This is a genomic window from Streptomyces sp. NPDC047043 (genome assembly GCF_040644055.1).
Taxonomy (GTDB): Bacteria; Actinomycetota; Actinomycetes; order Streptomycetales; family Streptomycetaceae; genus Streptomyces.
Genome location: NZ_JBEYVO010000018.1, coordinates 193,588 through 208,601, shown reverse-complemented (window position 1 = coordinate 208,601; position 15,014 = coordinate 193,588). Strand labels below are relative to the sequence as shown.

Sequence of the window (15,014 nt, the reverse complement as noted above, 5' to 3'; positions counted from 1 at the left end):
CGAGCTCAGGCGCGGCGGCCGCCCCTGCGGTAGGCGAAGGCGGCGAAGCCCGCCAGGAGGGCCGTCCAGACCGCGAGGACGGCGACGCCGGCCAGGGTGGGCGCCGCGCTGTCGGCGGCGTTCCAGGACAGCTGGGCGTACCGGAAGACCGGCGTGGCCCGCGACAACTCCTGTGCCCAGGAAGGGAAGTTGTCGATCGGCAGGAGCAGCCCGCCGAGCAGCGTCAGGGACAGGTAGGCGACCGTGCCGGCGATCTGCGCGAGCTGGGCCTTGAACAGGTAGCCGATGCCGATGCCGAGCATCGCGAGCGGGGCGATGCCGACCCACAGCAGGAAGAACACGGCGAGCCAGGTGCCGAGACCGAGGTGGACGCCCCGGTAGAAGACGCCGATCAGCGAGATCACCGTGATCGGCAGGATCGCCAGGCAGGTGGCGACCGCGCCGCGGGCCACCACCACCTGCACCGGGGAGAGCGGCGTCAGCCGCAGCTGGCGCAGCCAGCCCAGCGCCCGGTCCTCGGCGATGCCGGTGCCGTTGGTGATGACCACGCCGAGCGCGCCGAACGCGGCCGCGCCGACCATGGACTGGGCCAGGGACTTCTGGTCCGGGCCGCCGCCCGCGAAGGTCACGTACATGCCGACCGGCATGACGAGGCTCATCATCAGGTAGCCGCCGTTGCGGACCAGCCGCAGGATCTCCAGACGGATGTAGCCGAGCATCAGTTGGTCCGTCCTTCCGGGGCGGTCTCGCGGTGGCGGGTGCGGTGGGTCAGCGCGATGAAGGCCTCCTCCAGGCCGACGCCCGAGACCTCCAGGTCGGTGAAGGCGTCCGCGCGGGCCAGGGCGTGCACGGTCTGGTCGGAGTCGGTGGTGCGCAGGTGCACCCGGCCGCCCTGGAACTCCACCGAGCCGACGCCGGGAAGGAGTTCGTAGCCCTCGCGGCGGCCGCCGCGCGGCACGAAGCTGACCGTGCGGCCCTCGACCATCGACTTGATCTGGGAGGTCGTGCCGTCCGCGACCACCTGGCCGGCGGCGATCACCACGACCCGGTCGGCGCTGTCGTCGGCCTCTTCGAGGTAGTGCGTGGAGAACAGCACGGTGTTGCCGCGCTGGGCGTACCGCTGCATCGCGGCCCACAGCTCGCGCCGCGACTCCACGTCGAGGGCGGCGGTCGGCTCGTCGAGGACCACCAGGTCCGGGTCGCCGGCCAGGGCGAGCGCGAAGCGCACCCGCTGGGCCTGGCCGCCGGAGAGCCGGTCCACCTTCTGGTCGGCGATCTTGGTGAGCTCGGCGAGCTCCAGGACCTCCGTCAGGGGCAGCGGGTCGCGGTAGGTCTGCCGTACGAAGTCGACCAGCTCGCGCACCGACACCCGGGGAATCATCTTCCCCTCCTGCAGCATGGCGCCCAAGTGCCCGGCGAGCATGGCGAGTTCGGGCTTCTTGCCGAACACCTCGATGGTGCCGGAGTCCGGCGGGAACAGCCCGAGGAGCATGCCGATGGTGGTGGACTTGCCGGCGCCGTTCGGGCCGAGCAGGGCGACGGTCTCGCCGCGCCGGATCGTCAGGTCGATGCCGTCGACGGCACGGACGCTGCCGTACTCCTTGACGACGCCCTTGAAGACGACCGCGGGCGGGCCGTCGTGCTGTTCTGCCATGGGGGGTGGCACTTCCCTTTCCTGTACGTGCTGGGTGAGCGGTCGCATGTCAGATCAGCCCTTCCAGGGTGCGGACCAGTTCCGTCGGGCCGGGGAGGCCCGCGATCTCCGCGGCGACCGCACGTGCGGCCTTGCGGTGGTGCTCTTCGGTGAGCAGCCCCGTCAGGGCCTGGTGGACCAGGCCGGCGTCGTGCTGCTCGGGTTCGGTGGCGAGGTTGCGTCCGGCGCCGGACTCCTCGACGAGCCGTCCCGTGGTCTGCAGGAACGGCTTGTCGCCGGGGAGCACCAACTGCGGTACGGCGCAGGCGAAGGAGGTCATGCTGGTGCCGCTGCCGCCGTGGTGCACGGCGAAGGCGGTGTGCCGCATCAGCGGGCCGATGGGGAAGCGGTCCACCACCTGCACGGTGTCCGGCACGTCCCCGAGCAGCGGGTGGTACTGGGCGTCGATCGGGAACAGCACGTCCACACCCAGCTCGGCGCAGGCGTCCAGCACATGCCGGAAGCCCAGGGGGAGTTCCCCGGTCTCGGCCAGCATCCGCCCGTGCCACATGCCGAGGCAGAGCAGCGCCCGGGGCCGCTCCGGCCGCCGCACGGCCCAGTCGGGCAGCTCGGCGGTACCGCAGTAGGGGACGTAACGCGTCAGCAGACCCGGGATGTTGTCGCCCTCGGGGAGGAGGGAGGCGGGACTCGGGTCGACGAGCAGGGTCGGGTCGGGAAAGCCGTCGGCCCCGAAATCCACGCAGAGCTCGTGGAGCTGGACCTTCGCCTGGCGCAGCAGTGGGCTGGTGAAGTCGTCGGGGCCCCAGCGGTGGACGATGCCGGGCACCCCGAGCGCGGCGGCGGTGATCAGCCCGCCGAACTCCACGGGGTCGGTCACCACCAGGTCCGCCGCCCAGTCCCGGCCGAGGGCGACCAGCTCGTCGACGTAGCCGCCGAGCCGGGTGCGCCAGCGCTCGCCGGCCTCGTCCCACTCGGAGGCCGCACGCCGGTCCATTCCGGCCCGGTCGGGCATCCGCACGGCACCCGGCCGCGTCAGCCGCTGCCGCACCTCCCCGCCGCCGACCAGCCGGGTGTCGAGCCCGGCCGCGGCGGCGAACCTCACGAGCTCGCCGTCCCCGGCGACCAGCACCTGATGCCCGGCGGCCCGCAGCGCCCAGGTCAGCGGCACCATCGGGACGAGGTGGCTGGGGACCAGGGCGGTGATCAGTACGCGCATGTCTTCTCCTTCGAGGCCGCCACCAACTCCTCCAGGTCGCCGACCAGTTGCTCCACCGGCGGGCAGGCGAGGATCTCCCGTCGCACGGCCGCCGCGCGGCGCCGGTGGGACGGGTCGGTGAGCAGTGCGGTGATCGCTTCGGCGACCGCCGCCGGGTCCGCGAGCGGGGCCGGCAGGTCGATGGCGCAGCCGAGGGCGGCGCAGCGGGCCGCCGAGTGCGGCTGGTCGTCGTACATGGGAGTGACGAGCATCGGTGTGCCCGAGCGCAGGCCCTCGCGGATGCCGCTGTGGCCGCCGTGCGTGACGAACACGTCGGCGACCTCGAGCAGGACGTCCTGGGGAATCCACTCGGTGACCAGGCGGACGTGCTCGGGCACCGGCCCGAACGTCTCCGGGTCGCGGCCCACCCCGATCGACACGATCGCCGTGCAGTCGATGCCGGACAGGGCCTCGACGACCGCGCCGAGCACGGCGTCCGACTTGCCGGGCAGCGACGGCGCGATGGTGCCGATGGAGGCGTAGACGACCGGCTTGTCCTCGGGCAGCTCGGCCAGCCAGGGCAGCACCGGGTCGTCGCTGCGGAACGGGGTGGTCTGCCGGTAGTGGCGCAGGGTGCGGCCGTCGAGGCCGTCCCCGGTCCAGCTCGCCGGCAGCCAGCTCACCAGCAGATGACGGTAGGCGGTGTTGTCGTCCGGGTCGGCGGGCAGGCCGAGTTCGGCGCGCAGGGCGTTCAGCGGCCCGTGCGTGACCGACGGCGTGAGCAGATGCGTGGAGCCGCCGGCCACCGCGACGTGCGGGATGCCGAGCACCTCCGCGGCCAGGTAGCCGCCCATCTCCTCGCCCTCGCGGACGATCAGGTCCGGCCGCCACTGCCGGGCGATCGCGAGGATGTCGCGGGCCGCCCGCAGCGCCGGCGCGCCCAGGATGCAGTCGACCAGTCCGTCCTCGTACATCTCCTGGTCGCCGGCCCACAGCCCGGGCGCGATCGCGGCGACGCAGTCGGGGTCGAGGGCCCAGTCGAAGCCCGCGGGGAAGAACGCGAGGCCGTAGCTCTCGCTCTCGCCGCGCATCGACTCGTCGTCGGCGACGGCCACGGTGTGCCCGGCCCGCAGCGCCGCCTGGGCCAGGGGGATCAGCAGCCGCAGATGCGACTTGCCCGCATGGGCGGTGAACAGGATGCGCACGGCGGATCTCCGAGTGATCGGTGAGTGATCGGTGGGGGGTCGAGGGTTCGGGGTGGCAGGCGCAGTCCGCCCGCTCTCCGGTCGTGCACCACAGCGTGCCGACACCCTCTCGGACCGCACTCGCAGCCCGCTCGCACGGCACTCGAGCCCCGCTCGAGTCCCGTTGGAGCGGGCCTTCTCCGCTCGTTCCCCTCCCGGACTCCAGTGCGCTTCGAGAGCCGGAGCCGACCTTGGGCGCATGCCGAAACGTCCGAGTGCCGAGCCGGAGGAGTAGCTGGATGCGCTGGAGAGAGATCTATGTCGCCGGACTCGGCAGCTGGCTGCCCGAACCGGTGCCGGTCGGCGAGTGCGTCGCGGCCGGCGAGTGCGGCCAGGAGTGGATCGACGACTTCGGGTACGAGTCCGTCCGCATCGCCCGTGAGGCCGCGGGGGAGACCTGGACCGCGCCGCCGGAGATGGCGGTCGCCGCCGGCCGCGCCGCCCACGAGCGCTCCGGGCTCGCCAAGTCGGCGTACTCCCTGCTGCTGCACGGCAGCACCTGGTTCCAGGGCCTGGACATCTGGCCCGCCGCCTCCTACGTCGCCGCCCGCACCGTCGGCAAGGCCGTCCCCGCCCTCGACGTGCAGCAGCGCTGCAACGTCGGCATCAGCGCCCTCGACCTCGCTGCCGCCCACCTGAGCGCGGGATACGGCACCGGCAGCGCGGTCATGGTCACCACCGCCGACCGCTTCGGCGGCCCCGGCGCGAACCGCTGGCACCTGAGGCACGGCAACGCCTACGCCGACGGCGGCACCGCGACCGTCCTGTCCACCGAGGGCGGCTTCGCCCGGCTGCTCGCCACCGCCACCGTCGCCGACAACGGTCTGGAGCCGATGGCCCGCGGCGACGAGCCCTTCCGGCCGGTCTCCCGCGCCGCCGAACGGCAGATCGACCTGACCGCGCGCGGCGACGCCCACAAGGCGGTCAGCGACGAGACCCTCACCAACATCCGCTTCGGCAAGGTGATGCAGGAGGCCAAGCAGGCCGTCCTGGACGACGCCGGGCTCGGCATCGAGGACATCGCGTATGTCGTCATCCCCTCGACCGGGCGGATCCAGGGTCCCTTCCAGATCCACCATCTGCTCGGCGTCGACGAGGACCGCACCACCTGGGAGTTCGCCCGCCGCAGCGGCCACATCGGCGCCGGCGACTGGGCCGCCGGCCTCGAACACCTCCTGCTCACCGGCGAGGTGAGCGCGGGCGACCACGTGATGCTCTACGGCGGCGGCGCCGGCTACACCCTCACCACGGCCGTCCTGGAGATCCTCGCCGTCCCCGACTGGGCCAGGTCCTGACCCGCCCTGCCCGTGAACCACCCATCCATCCCAAGGAGTTGGCACACCCCATGGAGATCGTCGGCAGGGGATTCCTGGCCGGGCACCTGGCGGGCATCAGCGACCACCACCCCGACGTGGTGGCGCTCGCCGCCGGTGTCTCGGCCGCCGGAGACATCCCGCCCGAGCAGTACACGAGGGAGTCGGCCCGGCTGTACGAGACGCTGCGGTACTGCGAGAAGCACGGCAAGCGCCTGGTGTTCTTCTCCACCGCGTCCGCCGGCATGTACTCGGTGCCCGACGCCCTGCCCGGCCGCGAGGACGGACCCGTCTACCCGGCCACGCCCTACGGCCGCCACAAGCTCTCCCTCGAAGCCGTCGTCAAGTCCTCCGACGTGGAGTACCTGATCCTGCGCCTGTCCCACGTGGTCGGCTTCCACCAGCCGCCGCACCAGCTGCTGCCCGCACTGGTACGGCAGCTGACCGGCGGCCGCATCCAGGTGCACCGCGGCGCCCAGCGCGACCTCATCGACGTCGAGGACGTCGTCAAGATCGTCCACACGCTGCTCGTCGACGGCCGCACCCGTGACGTCGTCAACGTCGCCTCCGGGCACGCCCCGCGCATCGAGGACGTCGTCGCGCACATGGAGCAACTCCTCGGCACCGACGCCGAGAAGACCTACGTCCAGGCGTCCGGCGCCCAGCCCGTCTCCATCGACAAGCTCTGCCGGCTCGTACCGACCGTGTACGGCCTCGGCTTCGGACCCGACTACTACCGGGACGTGCTCGACAAGTACGTGCACGCCTATGTGCAGCAGCTGGTCTGACACCCCATCAATTGAACTGAAAGGCAAGGAAACATGACCGACAACGCCCCAGTCGTCGCCGTCGCCCACTTCGTGCTCAAGGACAAGCACAAGGCGAAGGGCGCCGAGTTCGAGAAGGCGTACCAGACGTACAAGGAGGCCGTCTCGCAGCGCGAGGGCCTGCTGCGCACCGCCCTGCTGCGGGGCATCTCCTCGCCCGACTCCTTCGTCATCCTCACCTGGTGGCGGGACGCCGAGACGCACCGCACGGTCGTCGGCGACTGGCAGTTCTTCACCGCCGTCAGCAGCCGCTTCGTCTACCTCGCCTCGATCACCAGCGTGCACGGCCCGGTGCTGGCCGGCGAGAGCGCCGCGGACGGCGTGGGCGGCGGCGCGGCCCCCGCGGCCGACGCCGCGGTCGCGCTGACCACGTTCACGCTGCGCGAGGGCGCCGACCAGCAGGCCTTCGAGGCGGCCTTCCTCGGTCACGTCACCTTCGTGAAGGCCAACGAGGGCTTCCTCACCCACCAGCTGGTCCACTCCGACCGCGAGTCCGGCAGCTACGTCAACATCGGCTGGTGGACCGGCCCGCAGGCCTACGCGCCGGTCCTGAAGAGCCCGGAGATGGCGGCCGACGCCAAGCGCATGGCCGAGCACGCGGAGGTCCAGGGCGGGCTGTACGCCGTGGTCGTCGACACGGCCCGCGAGCAGGCGCTGGCGGCTTGAGGGACGACGAAGGGGGCCGGGTCCTTTTCCAGGACCCGGCCCCCTTTCGTGTGCCCGCCGCCGATGACGCAGGCGCCGCGGCTACAGCGCGAACAGCTCCTCCGCCACCCGGATCGACGGATTGCCGTAGGCGATGGTGCGCAGGATCTTCCGGTACAGCGGGGTGCGCTGCACCACCCCGGCCAGCCGGGGCCGCACCTTGGTGGCGAACGTGCCGGTCGACAGCATCGCCTTGCTCTGCATGGCCTGCAGCCGCATCATCGCCGCGATGTCGGGCGCCCGCAGCTCCTCGAAGCGGGACAGGAACGCGCCGGAGGCGTCGCCGCGGCGCACCGACTCCACCAGCAGGGGGTGCAGCACCACGGCGTCCTGCACGGCCAGGTTGATGCCCTGTGCGCCGATCGGGCTGTGGGTGTGCGCGGCGTCCCCGATGAGCACCAGCCCGTCGGTCGCCCAGCGTTCGGCGCGCCCGGAGAACACGTCCAGCAGGCTCAGGTCGCGCAGCGAGGTGATCTGGTCGTCGATGAGCTCCGCGTACGCCGGAACCGCCTTCGCCAGCTGGGACTTGAGGTGCCCGAGGCCGTTGCTCGCGACCTCCTGGTAGCCCTTGTGCGGCAGGGTCCAGCCGATCTGCACCTTGTCCGGCCACGACCCGTACACCAGCACCGGGCTGGTGCCGGCGCCCCGGAACACGCGTACGTCGTGCCCGTCCTCGCGCTGTTCGCCGCGCAGTTTGAACCAGAGCACGTCCTGGTCGAAGGCCTCGCTGCGGCCCGCCTCGATCCCGGCGAGCCGCCGCACCTTGGAGAACCGCCCGTCGGCACCCACGACGACCTTCGCGAAGAAGGCGTACCCGTCGCCGCTCACCCCGGTCACCCGCTCGTCCTCGTCACGGATCAGCGTGCCGACCCGGCAGCCGTCGACGTACCGGAAACCGGTGAACTTCCCGCAGTGCAGCAGGAGTTCGGTCAGCAGGTGGGACTGGGGGATGGACAGCAGATGGTTGTACGGGGCGGGCAGCGAGCGGTAGTCGATGTCGAGCAGCACCCGGTCCTGCTCCAGCAGCCGGAAGCGGGAGTGCTCGTGGCAGCCGCGCGCCCGCGCGTTCTCCAGCACGCCCAACTCGTCCAGGATCTTCATCGCGCCGGGCTGCAGGATCTCCCCGCGGAACTCCCGCTGGTGCGAACGCGACCGCTCCACCACGCTCACCGTCAGCCCCGACCTGAGCAGCAGCAGCGCCAGGGTGAGCCCGGCGGGCCCGGCCCCGACGATGCAGACGTCCGACTCGACCTCCTCGACGTCCGGCCGCCCGCTCATCGCACACCCGCCGTCGCCAGCGCCTCGCGCACCCCGGCCTCCGCGAGCCGCCGCACCCGCTCGTGCTCGCGCGTCGCCACGGCCAGCACATCGGCGCCCACCCGCACCCCGCCGGCCTCCTCCCGCAGCTGCCAGCGCCGCCGGTACAGGTCCGCGGGCCCGGGAGGCGACAGCAGTTTCTGTACGAGGACGTGGTCGCCGTGCGCGATCTGCACCGTCGGCCCCTCGGAGGTCTCGCCGAACCAGGCGTCGCCGTCCCCGGCGGGCAGCGCGGACAGCAGCCGGGCCCGGACCCCGGCGAGCGAGCCGCCGGTGACGAGCACCTCCGACTTGGCGCGGATCACGTCCGTGGTGAGCGAAGTGGCGCTCTCCGTCTGCGACTTGAGCGTACGCATCTGCAGCGCGCCGTGCCGGTCCAGTTCACCGGCGGTCTCGTCCGGGTCGGCGTCGGTGGTGAACCAGTGCCCGGACTCCACCCGGCAGCCACCGTCCTCGCGCGGCAGGAAGTCCCAGGTGCCGCCCAGTCGCCCGATCGGGCCGACCGAGCCCTGCTGCTCGAAGACCATGCGGCGGGCCGTCGGGTCCAGGGTGCGCCTCGACGTCCAGATACGCAGTCCGCTGCCGTCTGGGCGCACCGCCCAGAACTTCACCTCGTCGTCCGCGCCCTCGCGCTTCAGCACCTCGGTGTGCGCGATCCAGGGGTAGAGCACGGGCCAGCCCTCGATGCCGGTCAGCGCCCGGTAGACGGTCTCGGCGGGGGCGTCGACGTCGACGGTGGCGCGGGTGCGGTGGACCTGCCGGTCGGTACCGGCGGCCACGGTCGCTTGAGTCATGACGGACCTCTCAACTGGCTTTCTGGGACAGGGATTTGGCGCGCAGCATCCGACTGAGGGTGAGCGCGGGGTCGCGGACCACGACCGGGGCCAGTGCCGCGTCGACCCGGTGCAGCAGCTCCGGGTCGAGCGCGGTCTCAAGAGCCGCGAGATTGCGGCCGATCTGCTCGGGCGCGGACGCCCCGATGACCGCGGTGGCGACGGACTCGCCGCGCAGCACCCAGGCGAGGGCGAGCTGCGGCAGCGTCACCCCGGCCTGCTCGGCCAGGTCCGCGGCCGCTGCGACGGCGGTCAGCACCTCGTCGGACATGAAGTTGAACCGCCGCATGGAGACCTCGCCGCCCTGCGCGGCCACCGCACGCGAACCGGCCGGAGGCTGCTGCCGCGGCCGGTACTTGCCGGTCAGCACGCCTCCGGCCAGCGGTGACCACACCATCTGCCCGACGCCGAGCGCGGTGCAGGCGGGAACCACCTCGGCCTCGATCACCCGCCACAGCAGGTTGTACTGCGGCTGGTCGGAGACCAGGGGTACGCCCAGCTCGCGGGCGAGCGCGGCGGCTTGTTCGATCTCGTCGGCGGCCCACTCGGAGACGCCGATGTACCGCACCTTCCCGGCGTGCACGGCAGCCGCGAAGGCCCGCACGGTGTCCTCCAGCGGGGTGGTGTCGTCGTACAGATGCGCCTGGTACAGGTCGATGTGCCCGGTGCCGAGCCGTCGTAGTGAGGCGTCCAGGCTGGTGGCGATCCGGGTGGGGGAGAGCGCGCCGGGGCCGGGACCGCCGCCTCTGCCCACCTTGGTGCAGACGACGACGGAGTCCCGGTCCACGCCGCGCAGCGCGCGGCCGAGCAGTTCCTCGGCGCGGCCGTCGGCGTAGGCGTCGGCGGTGTCGAAGGTGTTGATGCCCGCGTCCAGCGCGGCGTGCACGCAGGCCAGGGCGTTCGGGTCGGCGAGCTGGTTGCCGGCGGTCAGCGAGTTGCCGAACGCGATCCGGCTGACCACCGGCCCGTCCGCGCCGAGTCGGCGGTACTGCATGCGGTCCTCCTGTTCAGGCCCCGGTGGGGGAGAGTTCGGCGCGGTTGCCGGCGATCGGGCGGGCGGGCACGGTGCGCTCCACGAAGGGGGCGCGGGCGGCGGCCGCCTGCCCGGCGGAGCGCCAGCGGGTCAGGGCGGTGAAGCCGCCGGGGCGGGCGAACAGCGACTTGGCGACGTCGGCGGAGACGAAGCCGTCGGCCTCGGCGTAACTGCCGTAGGCTCCCGGGTCGTTGTCGGCGAAGAACTCGACGACCAGGTGATCGCCCTCGCGCGCGCTCGCGCCGTCGAGACGCAGTACTCCCATCGACGGGTCGGCGACCACGTCCACGATCTTGTGGAACTCCTCGGCGTGCTCCTTGAACGTGTCGCTCGCGAGCACCGCCTGGAAGTCCTCGGGCCGCTCCCACCAGCCGAAGTTGACGTACACCTCGGGCTGTTCGGTGGAGCGCACCGCCTGGTGGGCGACGAACCCGGGACGGCTGCGCATCCACTCCACGTGGGCCAGGAAGCGCTCCTCGAAGTCCTCGGCGTCGGCGGGGTTCTTCAGGGTGAAGGTGTTGATGACGGTGAAGCTCATGACGGTCCCTTCCGGGCTCAGGCGGGCTGACGGCTGGTCAACTGCTCGGCCAGCAGCCGCCGTTGGATCTTTCCGTTGCCGGAGCGCGGGATGGCGTCGAGCGTCACCGCGTCCCGGATGTGCTGGTAGTAGGGCAGTTCGTCGTTGACGGCGGACACCACGTCCCGCAGGTCCGACGGGTCTTCGAGTACGACCAGTGCCCCCGCGACCGCGCCGTGCCCGGCGTCCGGCAGCTCGACCACGACCGCGTCCCTGACGCCCGGCTGCCGGAGCAGGACGCGCTCGACCTCGGAGGGTGCGACGAGGAAGTTGTCGCACTTGAAGACGTCCTTGAGCCGGTCCACCAGGAACAGCCGCCCGTCCTCGTCGACGCGCCCCACGTCCCCGGTGCTCAGCCAGCCGTCCGGCTCCAGCCCCGTGCCGGCGGGCCCGCCGAGGTAGCCCTGCATGACCTGCGGCCCGCGCAGCTGCACCTCGCCCACCGAACCGGCGGGCAGCACGGCCCGGCTGTCGATGTCCACGACCCGGCACTCGGTCCCCGCCACGGGCCGCCCCACCGAACCGTGCACCGGCCGCTCGGGGTCGTCGCTGTGCGTCAGCGGGGCCGTCTCGGCGAGCCCGTACCCCTGGAACACGGGAATCCCGAACCGCTTCGACAGCCGCCGCGCCGCGGCCACCGGCAGGGCGGAACCGCCCGACGCGATCCGCTGCAATGTGCGTACGGAGATGCTGTCCAGGTCCGGATCGGCCGCGAGCCGCGCCAGCCGCACCGGCAGGCTGTAGAAGATCGTCGCCTTGTGCCGGTTGGCGGTCATCAGCGCCGCGTACGGCTCCGGCGCCGCGCACAGCACCTGCGTGGCGCCCGCCGCGATCGCCGAGTTGAGGTGCATCGGGTGGTACGTCGGCAGGTGGTTGAGGGCGACGGTGTCTGCGTCGAGGCGATGCGCGTCGGCGATCTGTGCGGCGTTCACCACGACGTTGCGGTGACTGAGCCGCACCGCCTTCGGGCGGCCGGTCGTACCGCTGGTGAACTGCAGGACGGCGGTGTCGGCGGGCCCGGTGCCGGGTTCGGCGGGGGCTTCGGCGCTCTCGGGCAGCGCGCCGATCCGCAGCACCTCCCGCAGCGCGGGCAGCCGGTCCCGCACGCCCGCGAGCCGGGTCTCGAGTGCCGCGTCCACGACGGCGACGGTGGCACCGCTGAGCGTCAGCACGTGCAGCAGGTCCTCCTCGCGCAGCAGCGGGTTGACCACCGCGACGGTCCGCCCGGCGCGCGCGGCGGCGTAGTAGGCGACGGCGAAGTCGGGGTGCAGCGAGGAGGCGACGGCCACGACCTCCCCGGTACCGGTCAGGCTCTGCAGCGCGGCGGCGACGGATCCGACGCGGGCGTCGAGCGCCGCGTAGTCCAGCTCCGCGCCGTCGGCGACGATCGCCCGCCGCCCGGGGTGGGCGACGGCGGCACGCGCGAGCAACTGGTCGATTCGGTCGGGCAGTTCGTACGGCAGATGGTTCCGGAGCTCAGTCACGGAGCGCCTCCGCGTGGGCCCTGGCCAGCTTGAGCGTGTTGGTGCTGTTGGTGCTGAGCGCCCTGTGGACGTACTCACGGGCGTCGGCGACCGTCCTGCCCGCGCCGAGGATCGGCTCCACGGCGGACGGCTTCAGGGTGACCGTGTGCCGGGAGGTGACCGCCACGCCGTCCGCGACGGGTCGGATCGTCCAGGCGCCGGTGTGCGCGGTCATCAGGCCGGGCACGGCGGTCTGCTTGTAGACGATGCGGTCGGGCCCGAACACGATCCGCACGGACTCGGTGGTGTGCGTGGAGCCGTCGCGGGCGCTGGTGTCCATCGCCATGATCTGCACGCCCGGCTCGTCCTCGGTGAGGTCCAGGCGGGCCACGTGCGGCAGCCGCTCGGGCCACAGGTCGGCACGGTTGAGGAAGTCGAAGACGTCGGCGCCGTCGGCCGCCATCTCCACGGTGTCCTCGAAGGAGAAGACCAGCTCGTCCAACTCCCGGTACTGCTCGGCGAGTTCCTTGATGTTGTTCAGCTCGGCCGCGCTGTTGCGGTCCACGGCCGCCGTGATCCACTCGACGCCGGCCGGGTCGTCGTCGACGGCGGCGAAGTCGTGGTGCAGTTCCAGCAGCGAGGAGTTCGCGTCGACGGGGGAGACCACCCAGGTGCCGCCCATCGCGGCGACCGGCGGCGCGGAGACCTCCTGACGGAAGTCGATGCGCAGCGCTTCCGGGTCCAGGGTGCGGCGCGAGACCCAGTTCTTGACCGCGCCGTTCGCGAACGCCCAGATGTGGATCCGCTCGCTGCCCTCGTCCTGCTCCAGGTGCTCGACGTGCACGTTGGGGGCGAAGTACTGGGGCCACTTGGTGACGTCGGCGACGATCCCGTACACGACCTCGGCGGGCGCGGCGACGGCGATGCTGTGCAGGGTGCGGTGCGGTGTGGTCACGGACACGGTTGAACTTCCTTTGCTGAAAAGGGTGTTGGGTGATCAGAAGTTGCCGAGGCCGCCGCAGACGTTGAGGGCCTGCGCGGTGATCGAGGCGGCGGTGTCGGAGGCCAGGTAGCCGACCAGTCCGGCCACCTCCTCGGGTGTGGAGTAGCGGCCGAGCGGGATCTTGGCCTGGAACTTCTCGAGGATGGCGGCCTCGGAGGTGTCGTAGGCGGCGGCGTAACCGGCGCGCACGCGCTGCGCCATCGGCGTCTCGACATAGCCCGGGCAGACCGCGTTGACGGTGATGCCGGTCGGGGCGAGCTCGTTGCCGAGGGCCTTGGTGAAGCCGACCACGCCGTGCTTGGAGGCGGAGTAGGGGGCGCCGAGCACCACGCCCTGTTTGCCGGCGGTGGAGGCGACGTTGATGATCCGGCCCCAGCCGCGCTCGCGCATGCCGCCCTGGTTCAGCACCTCGCGGGTGGCGAGGAAGACCGAGGTGAGGTTGGTGGCGATGACGTCGTCCCACAGCTCGTCGGCGATGTCGGCGGTCACCCCGCCGCCGCTGCGGCCCGCGTTGTTGACCAGTACGTCGATACGGCCGTACGCGGTCACGGCGGCGCCCACCAGCGCCTTCACCGAGGCGCCGTCGCGCACGTCGGCGACGGTGCCGGCGGCCTCGTAACCCTCCTCGCGCAACTGCTTCACGGTCAGCTGGACGGACTCCTCACTGCGGGCGCAGATGAAGACGGCGTACCCGGCCTCGGCGAGGGTGCGGGCGGCCGCCAGGCCGATGCCGCTGGTGGCGCCGGTGATCAGCGCGGCCCTGCGGTCCTTGTGCTCCTGCGTCATGGGGTCTCTCCTCGGACGTGTCGCGTATCGCTGTCGATGCGCCCCAAAGTGCCGAGCCGCACTCGAACGGGTGTCGAGCACCGGTGGATGGCGGCGGCTCCAGAAACCCCCGACCCGACCCCGACCGGACTTCGAGCCGGTGCGGCGACCGTGGGAGGCGTCAAAAGGAGCCATCGGGAGAGGACCCGTATGACCGTCACCGAGCTGCCGCAGTCCGCAACGGCCGGGCTGTACCAGGAGATCCAGCAGTTCTATGCCCGGCAGATGCACCTGCTCGACGACGGCCGGGTCGAGGAGTGGGCCGGGACCTTCACCGAGGACGGCGTCTTCGCGGCCAACGCCCAGCCCGTCCCGGCGGCCGGCCGCCCCGCCATCACCGAGGCCGCCGCCAAGGCCACCGAGGCGTACGCGGAGGCCGGCGTCCAGCGCCGCCACTGGCTCGGCATGGTGTCGGTCGAGTCCGCCACCGCGTCGGCCGTCACGGCCCGCTGCTACGCCCTGGTCATCGAGACCCCGCGCGGCGGCCGCCCCGAGATCAAGGCCAGTACCCTCTGCGAGGACCGCATCGTCCGCGTCGACGGGACCTGGCAGATCCAGGACCGTCGGATCACCCGCGACGACCTCATCTGACCACCCCCCAGGGCCGACCCGTGTCGGCCCACCCCGACAGTGCCCGCACGCGAATCCCCCGGCGTGCGGGCACTGTCGTATGCCTGCCGGACCGGAGGTGCGAACCCGCACGCGCCGAAGGCCGCCGCACCCCCGAGGGAGTGGGCGGCCGTCGGCCGAGCCGTGCGCTCAGGCGGCCTTCGCCACCGGTGCTGCCCCCAGCTGCTCGTTGATGAACTCCAGCAGCAGGCGCGGTGTCGTCGCCTCGGCCACCGTGTCGTCGGAGAGCTGGATGTCGTAGTCGCGCTCGATGACTCCGGTGACCTGGAGGACGGCCAGCGAGTCGTAGCCGAGCTCGTCGAAGGGGACGTCGAGGACGTCGCCGTCGAGGTCGACGCCTTCGTCGACGCCGGCGCAGTCGCGCAGGAGGGTGGTGAGTTCTTTGAGGTTCATGG

General features: G+C 72.2%; 16 protein-coding genes. 4 read left to right on the top strand and 12 right to left on the bottom strand.

Features of this window, described 5'->3' with window-relative positions:
• Window positions 1-5: 5 nt before the first annotated feature.
• Genes ABZ880_RS27985 through ABZ880_RS27970 form a run of 4 tightly spaced genes read right to left on the bottom strand, consistent with a single transcriptional unit; the run spans window position 6 to window position 4,054 of the window.
• Window positions 6-719 carry an ABC transporter permease gene (locus ABZ880_RS27985; protein WP_361267855.1) on the bottom strand — a complete coding sequence of 238 codons (714 nt, stop codon included), beginning with the start codon at window positions 717-719 and terminating at the stop codon, window positions 6-8.
• Window positions 719-1,654: an ABC transporter ATP-binding protein gene (locus ABZ880_RS27980; protein WP_361267853.1), complete on the bottom strand. Its 936-nt coding sequence runs from the start codon at window positions 1,652-1,654 to the stop codon at window positions 719-721. Before ABZ880_RS27980 ends, ABZ880_RS27985 begins: the two co-directional genes overlap by 1 nt.
• A gap of 49 nt (window positions 1,655-1,703) precedes the next feature.
• The gene (locus tag ABZ880_RS27975; protein ID WP_361267851.1) at window positions 1,704-2,870 is read right to left on the bottom strand and encodes a nucleotide disphospho-sugar-binding domain-containing protein; all 1,167 of its coding nucleotides are present in this window, start codon (window positions 2,868-2,870) and stop codon (window positions 1,704-1,706) included.
• Window positions 2,858-4,054: a glycosyltransferase gene (locus ABZ880_RS27970; protein ID WP_361267849.1), complete on the bottom strand. Its 1,197-nt coding sequence runs from the start codon at window positions 4,052-4,054 to the stop codon at window positions 2,858-2,860. Before ABZ880_RS27970 ends, ABZ880_RS27975 begins: the two co-directional genes overlap by 13 nt.
• 278 nt (window positions 4,055-4,332) lie before the next feature.
• On the opposite strand from ABZ880_RS27970, the gene ABZ880_RS27965 reads away from it, so the two are divergent.
• Genes ABZ880_RS27965 through ABZ880_RS27955 form a run of 3 tightly spaced genes read left to right on the top strand, consistent with a single transcriptional unit; the run spans window position 4,333 to window position 6,899 of the window.
• On the top strand, window positions 4,333-5,388 hold the full coding sequence (locus ABZ880_RS27965) for a ketoacyl-ACP synthase III family protein (protein WP_361267848.1): 1,056 nt from the start codon (window positions 4,333-4,335) through the stop codon (window positions 5,386-5,388).
• A 50-nt stretch (window positions 5,389-5,438) separates the two neighbouring features.
• Window positions 5,439-6,194: an NAD-dependent epimerase/dehydratase family protein gene (locus ABZ880_RS27960; protein ID WP_361267846.1), complete on the top strand. Its 756-nt coding sequence runs from the start codon at window positions 5,439-5,441 to the stop codon at window positions 6,192-6,194.
• A gap of 33 nt (window positions 6,195-6,227) precedes the next feature.
• Window positions 6,228-6,899, top strand: coding sequence for an antibiotic biosynthesis monooxygenase (locus ABZ880_RS27955; protein WP_361267844.1), 672 nt, complete (start codon window positions 6,228-6,230; stop codon window positions 6,897-6,899).
• An 81-nt stretch (window positions 6,900-6,980) separates the two neighbouring features.
• Here ABZ880_RS27955 and ABZ880_RS27950 read toward each other — a convergent pair whose 3' ends face one another.
• The 7 genes from ABZ880_RS27950 to ABZ880_RS27920 are packed head-to-tail and all read right to left on the bottom strand — an operon-like array spanning window position 6,981 to window position 13,950.
• Window positions 6,981-8,216, bottom strand: a complete 1,236-nt coding sequence (locus ABZ880_RS27950) for an FAD-dependent monooxygenase (protein ID WP_361267842.1) — start codon at window positions 8,214-8,216, stop codon at window positions 6,981-6,983.
• Window positions 8,213-9,049, bottom strand: coding sequence for an aromatase/cyclase (locus ABZ880_RS27945; protein ID WP_361267840.1), 837 nt, complete (start codon window positions 9,047-9,049; stop codon window positions 8,213-8,215). Before ABZ880_RS27945 ends, ABZ880_RS27950 begins: the two co-directional genes overlap by 4 nt.
• A gap of 10 nt (window positions 9,050-9,059) precedes the next feature.
• Window positions 9,060-10,082 (bottom strand): aldo/keto reductase, encoded by a 1,023-nt coding sequence (locus ABZ880_RS27940; protein ID WP_361267838.1) that lies wholly within the window; start codon window positions 10,080-10,082, stop codon window positions 9,060-9,062.
• A 13-nt stretch (window positions 10,083-10,095) separates the two neighbouring features.
• The gene (locus tag ABZ880_RS27935; RefSeq protein ID WP_361267836.1) at window positions 10,096-10,659 is read right to left on the bottom strand and encodes an antibiotic biosynthesis monooxygenase family protein; all 564 of its coding nucleotides are present in this window, start codon (window positions 10,657-10,659) and stop codon (window positions 10,096-10,098) included.
• Between the two features lie 17 nt (window positions 10,660-10,676).
• Entirely contained in the window at window positions 10,677-12,182 is a 1,506-nt protein-coding gene (locus ABZ880_RS27930) for a class I adenylate-forming enzyme family protein (protein WP_361267834.1), read from the bottom strand.
• The gene (locus tag ABZ880_RS27925; protein ID WP_361267832.1) at window positions 12,175-13,122 is read right to left on the bottom strand and encodes an aromatase/cyclase; all 948 of its coding nucleotides are present in this window, start codon (window positions 13,120-13,122) and stop codon (window positions 12,175-12,177) included. The genes ABZ880_RS27930 and ABZ880_RS27925 overlap by 8 nt, the downstream gene beginning before the upstream one ends.
• Before the next feature lie 36 nt (window positions 13,123-13,158).
• Window positions 13,159-13,950, bottom strand: a complete 792-nt coding sequence (locus ABZ880_RS27920; protein ID WP_361267830.1) for an SDR family NAD(P)-dependent oxidoreductase — start codon at window positions 13,948-13,950, stop codon at window positions 13,159-13,161.
• A 189-nt stretch (window positions 13,951-14,139) separates the two neighbouring features.
• On the opposite strand from ABZ880_RS27920, the gene ABZ880_RS27915 reads away from it, so the two are divergent.
• Window positions 14,140-14,580, top strand: coding sequence for a nuclear transport factor 2 family protein (locus tag ABZ880_RS27915; RefSeq protein WP_361267828.1), 441 nt, complete (start codon window positions 14,140-14,142; stop codon window positions 14,578-14,580).
• Between the two features lie 168 nt (window positions 14,581-14,748).
• On the opposite strand, the gene ABZ880_RS27910 is transcribed toward ABZ880_RS27915, so the two are convergent.
• Entirely contained in the window at window positions 14,749-15,012 is a 264-nt protein-coding gene (locus tag ABZ880_RS27910) for an acyl carrier protein (RefSeq protein ID WP_361267826.1), read from the bottom strand.
• Between the last annotated feature and the right edge of the window lie 2 nt (window positions 15,013-15,014).

Coding starts and splice junctions, on each gene's coding strand:
- ABZ880_RS27985 (WP_361267855.1), bottom strand. CDS start 719: ATGCTCGGCTACATCCGTCTGGAGATCCTGCGGCTGGTCCGCAACGGC.
- ABZ880_RS27980 (WP_361267853.1), bottom strand. CDS start 1,654: ATGGCAGAACAGCACGACGGCCCGCCCGCGGTCGTCTTCAAGGGCGTC.
- ABZ880_RS27975 (WP_361267851.1), bottom strand. CDS start 2,870: ATGCGCGTACTGATCACCGCCCTGGTCCCCAGCCACCTCGTCCCGATG.
- ABZ880_RS27965 (WP_361267848.1), top strand. CDS start 4,333: ATGCGCTGGAGAGAGATCTATGTCGCCGGACTCGGCAGCTGGCTGCCC.
- ABZ880_RS27960 (WP_361267846.1), top strand. CDS start 5,439: ATGGAGATCGTCGGCAGGGGATTCCTGGCCGGGCACCTGGCGGGCATC.
- ABZ880_RS27955 (WP_361267844.1), top strand. CDS start 6,228: ATGACCGACAACGCCCCAGTCGTCGCCGTCGCCCACTTCGTGCTCAAG.
- ABZ880_RS27950 (WP_361267842.1), bottom strand. CDS start 8,216: ATGAGCGGGCGGCCGGACGTCGAGGAGGTCGAGTCGGACGTCTGCATC.
- ABZ880_RS27945 (WP_361267840.1), bottom strand. CDS start 9,049: ATGACTCAAGCGACCGTGGCCGCCGGTACCGACCGGCAGGTCCACCGC.
- ABZ880_RS27940 (WP_361267838.1), bottom strand. CDS start 10,082: ATGCAGTACCGCCGACTCGGCGCGGACGGGCCGGTGGTCAGCCGGATC.
- ABZ880_RS27935 (WP_361267836.1), bottom strand. CDS start 10,659: ATGAGCTTCACCGTCATCAACACCTTCACCCTGAAGAACCCCGCCGAC.
- ABZ880_RS27920 (WP_361267830.1), bottom strand. CDS start 13,950: ATGACGCAGGAGCACAAGGACCGCAGGGCCGCGCTGATCACCGGCGCC.
- ABZ880_RS27915 (WP_361267828.1), top strand. CDS start 14,140: ATGACCGTCACCGAGCTGCCGCAGTCCGCAACGGCCGGGCTGTACCAG.
- ABZ880_RS27910 (WP_361267826.1), bottom strand. CDS start 15,012: ATGAACCTCAAAGAACTCACCACCCTCCTGCGCGACTGCGCCGGCGTC.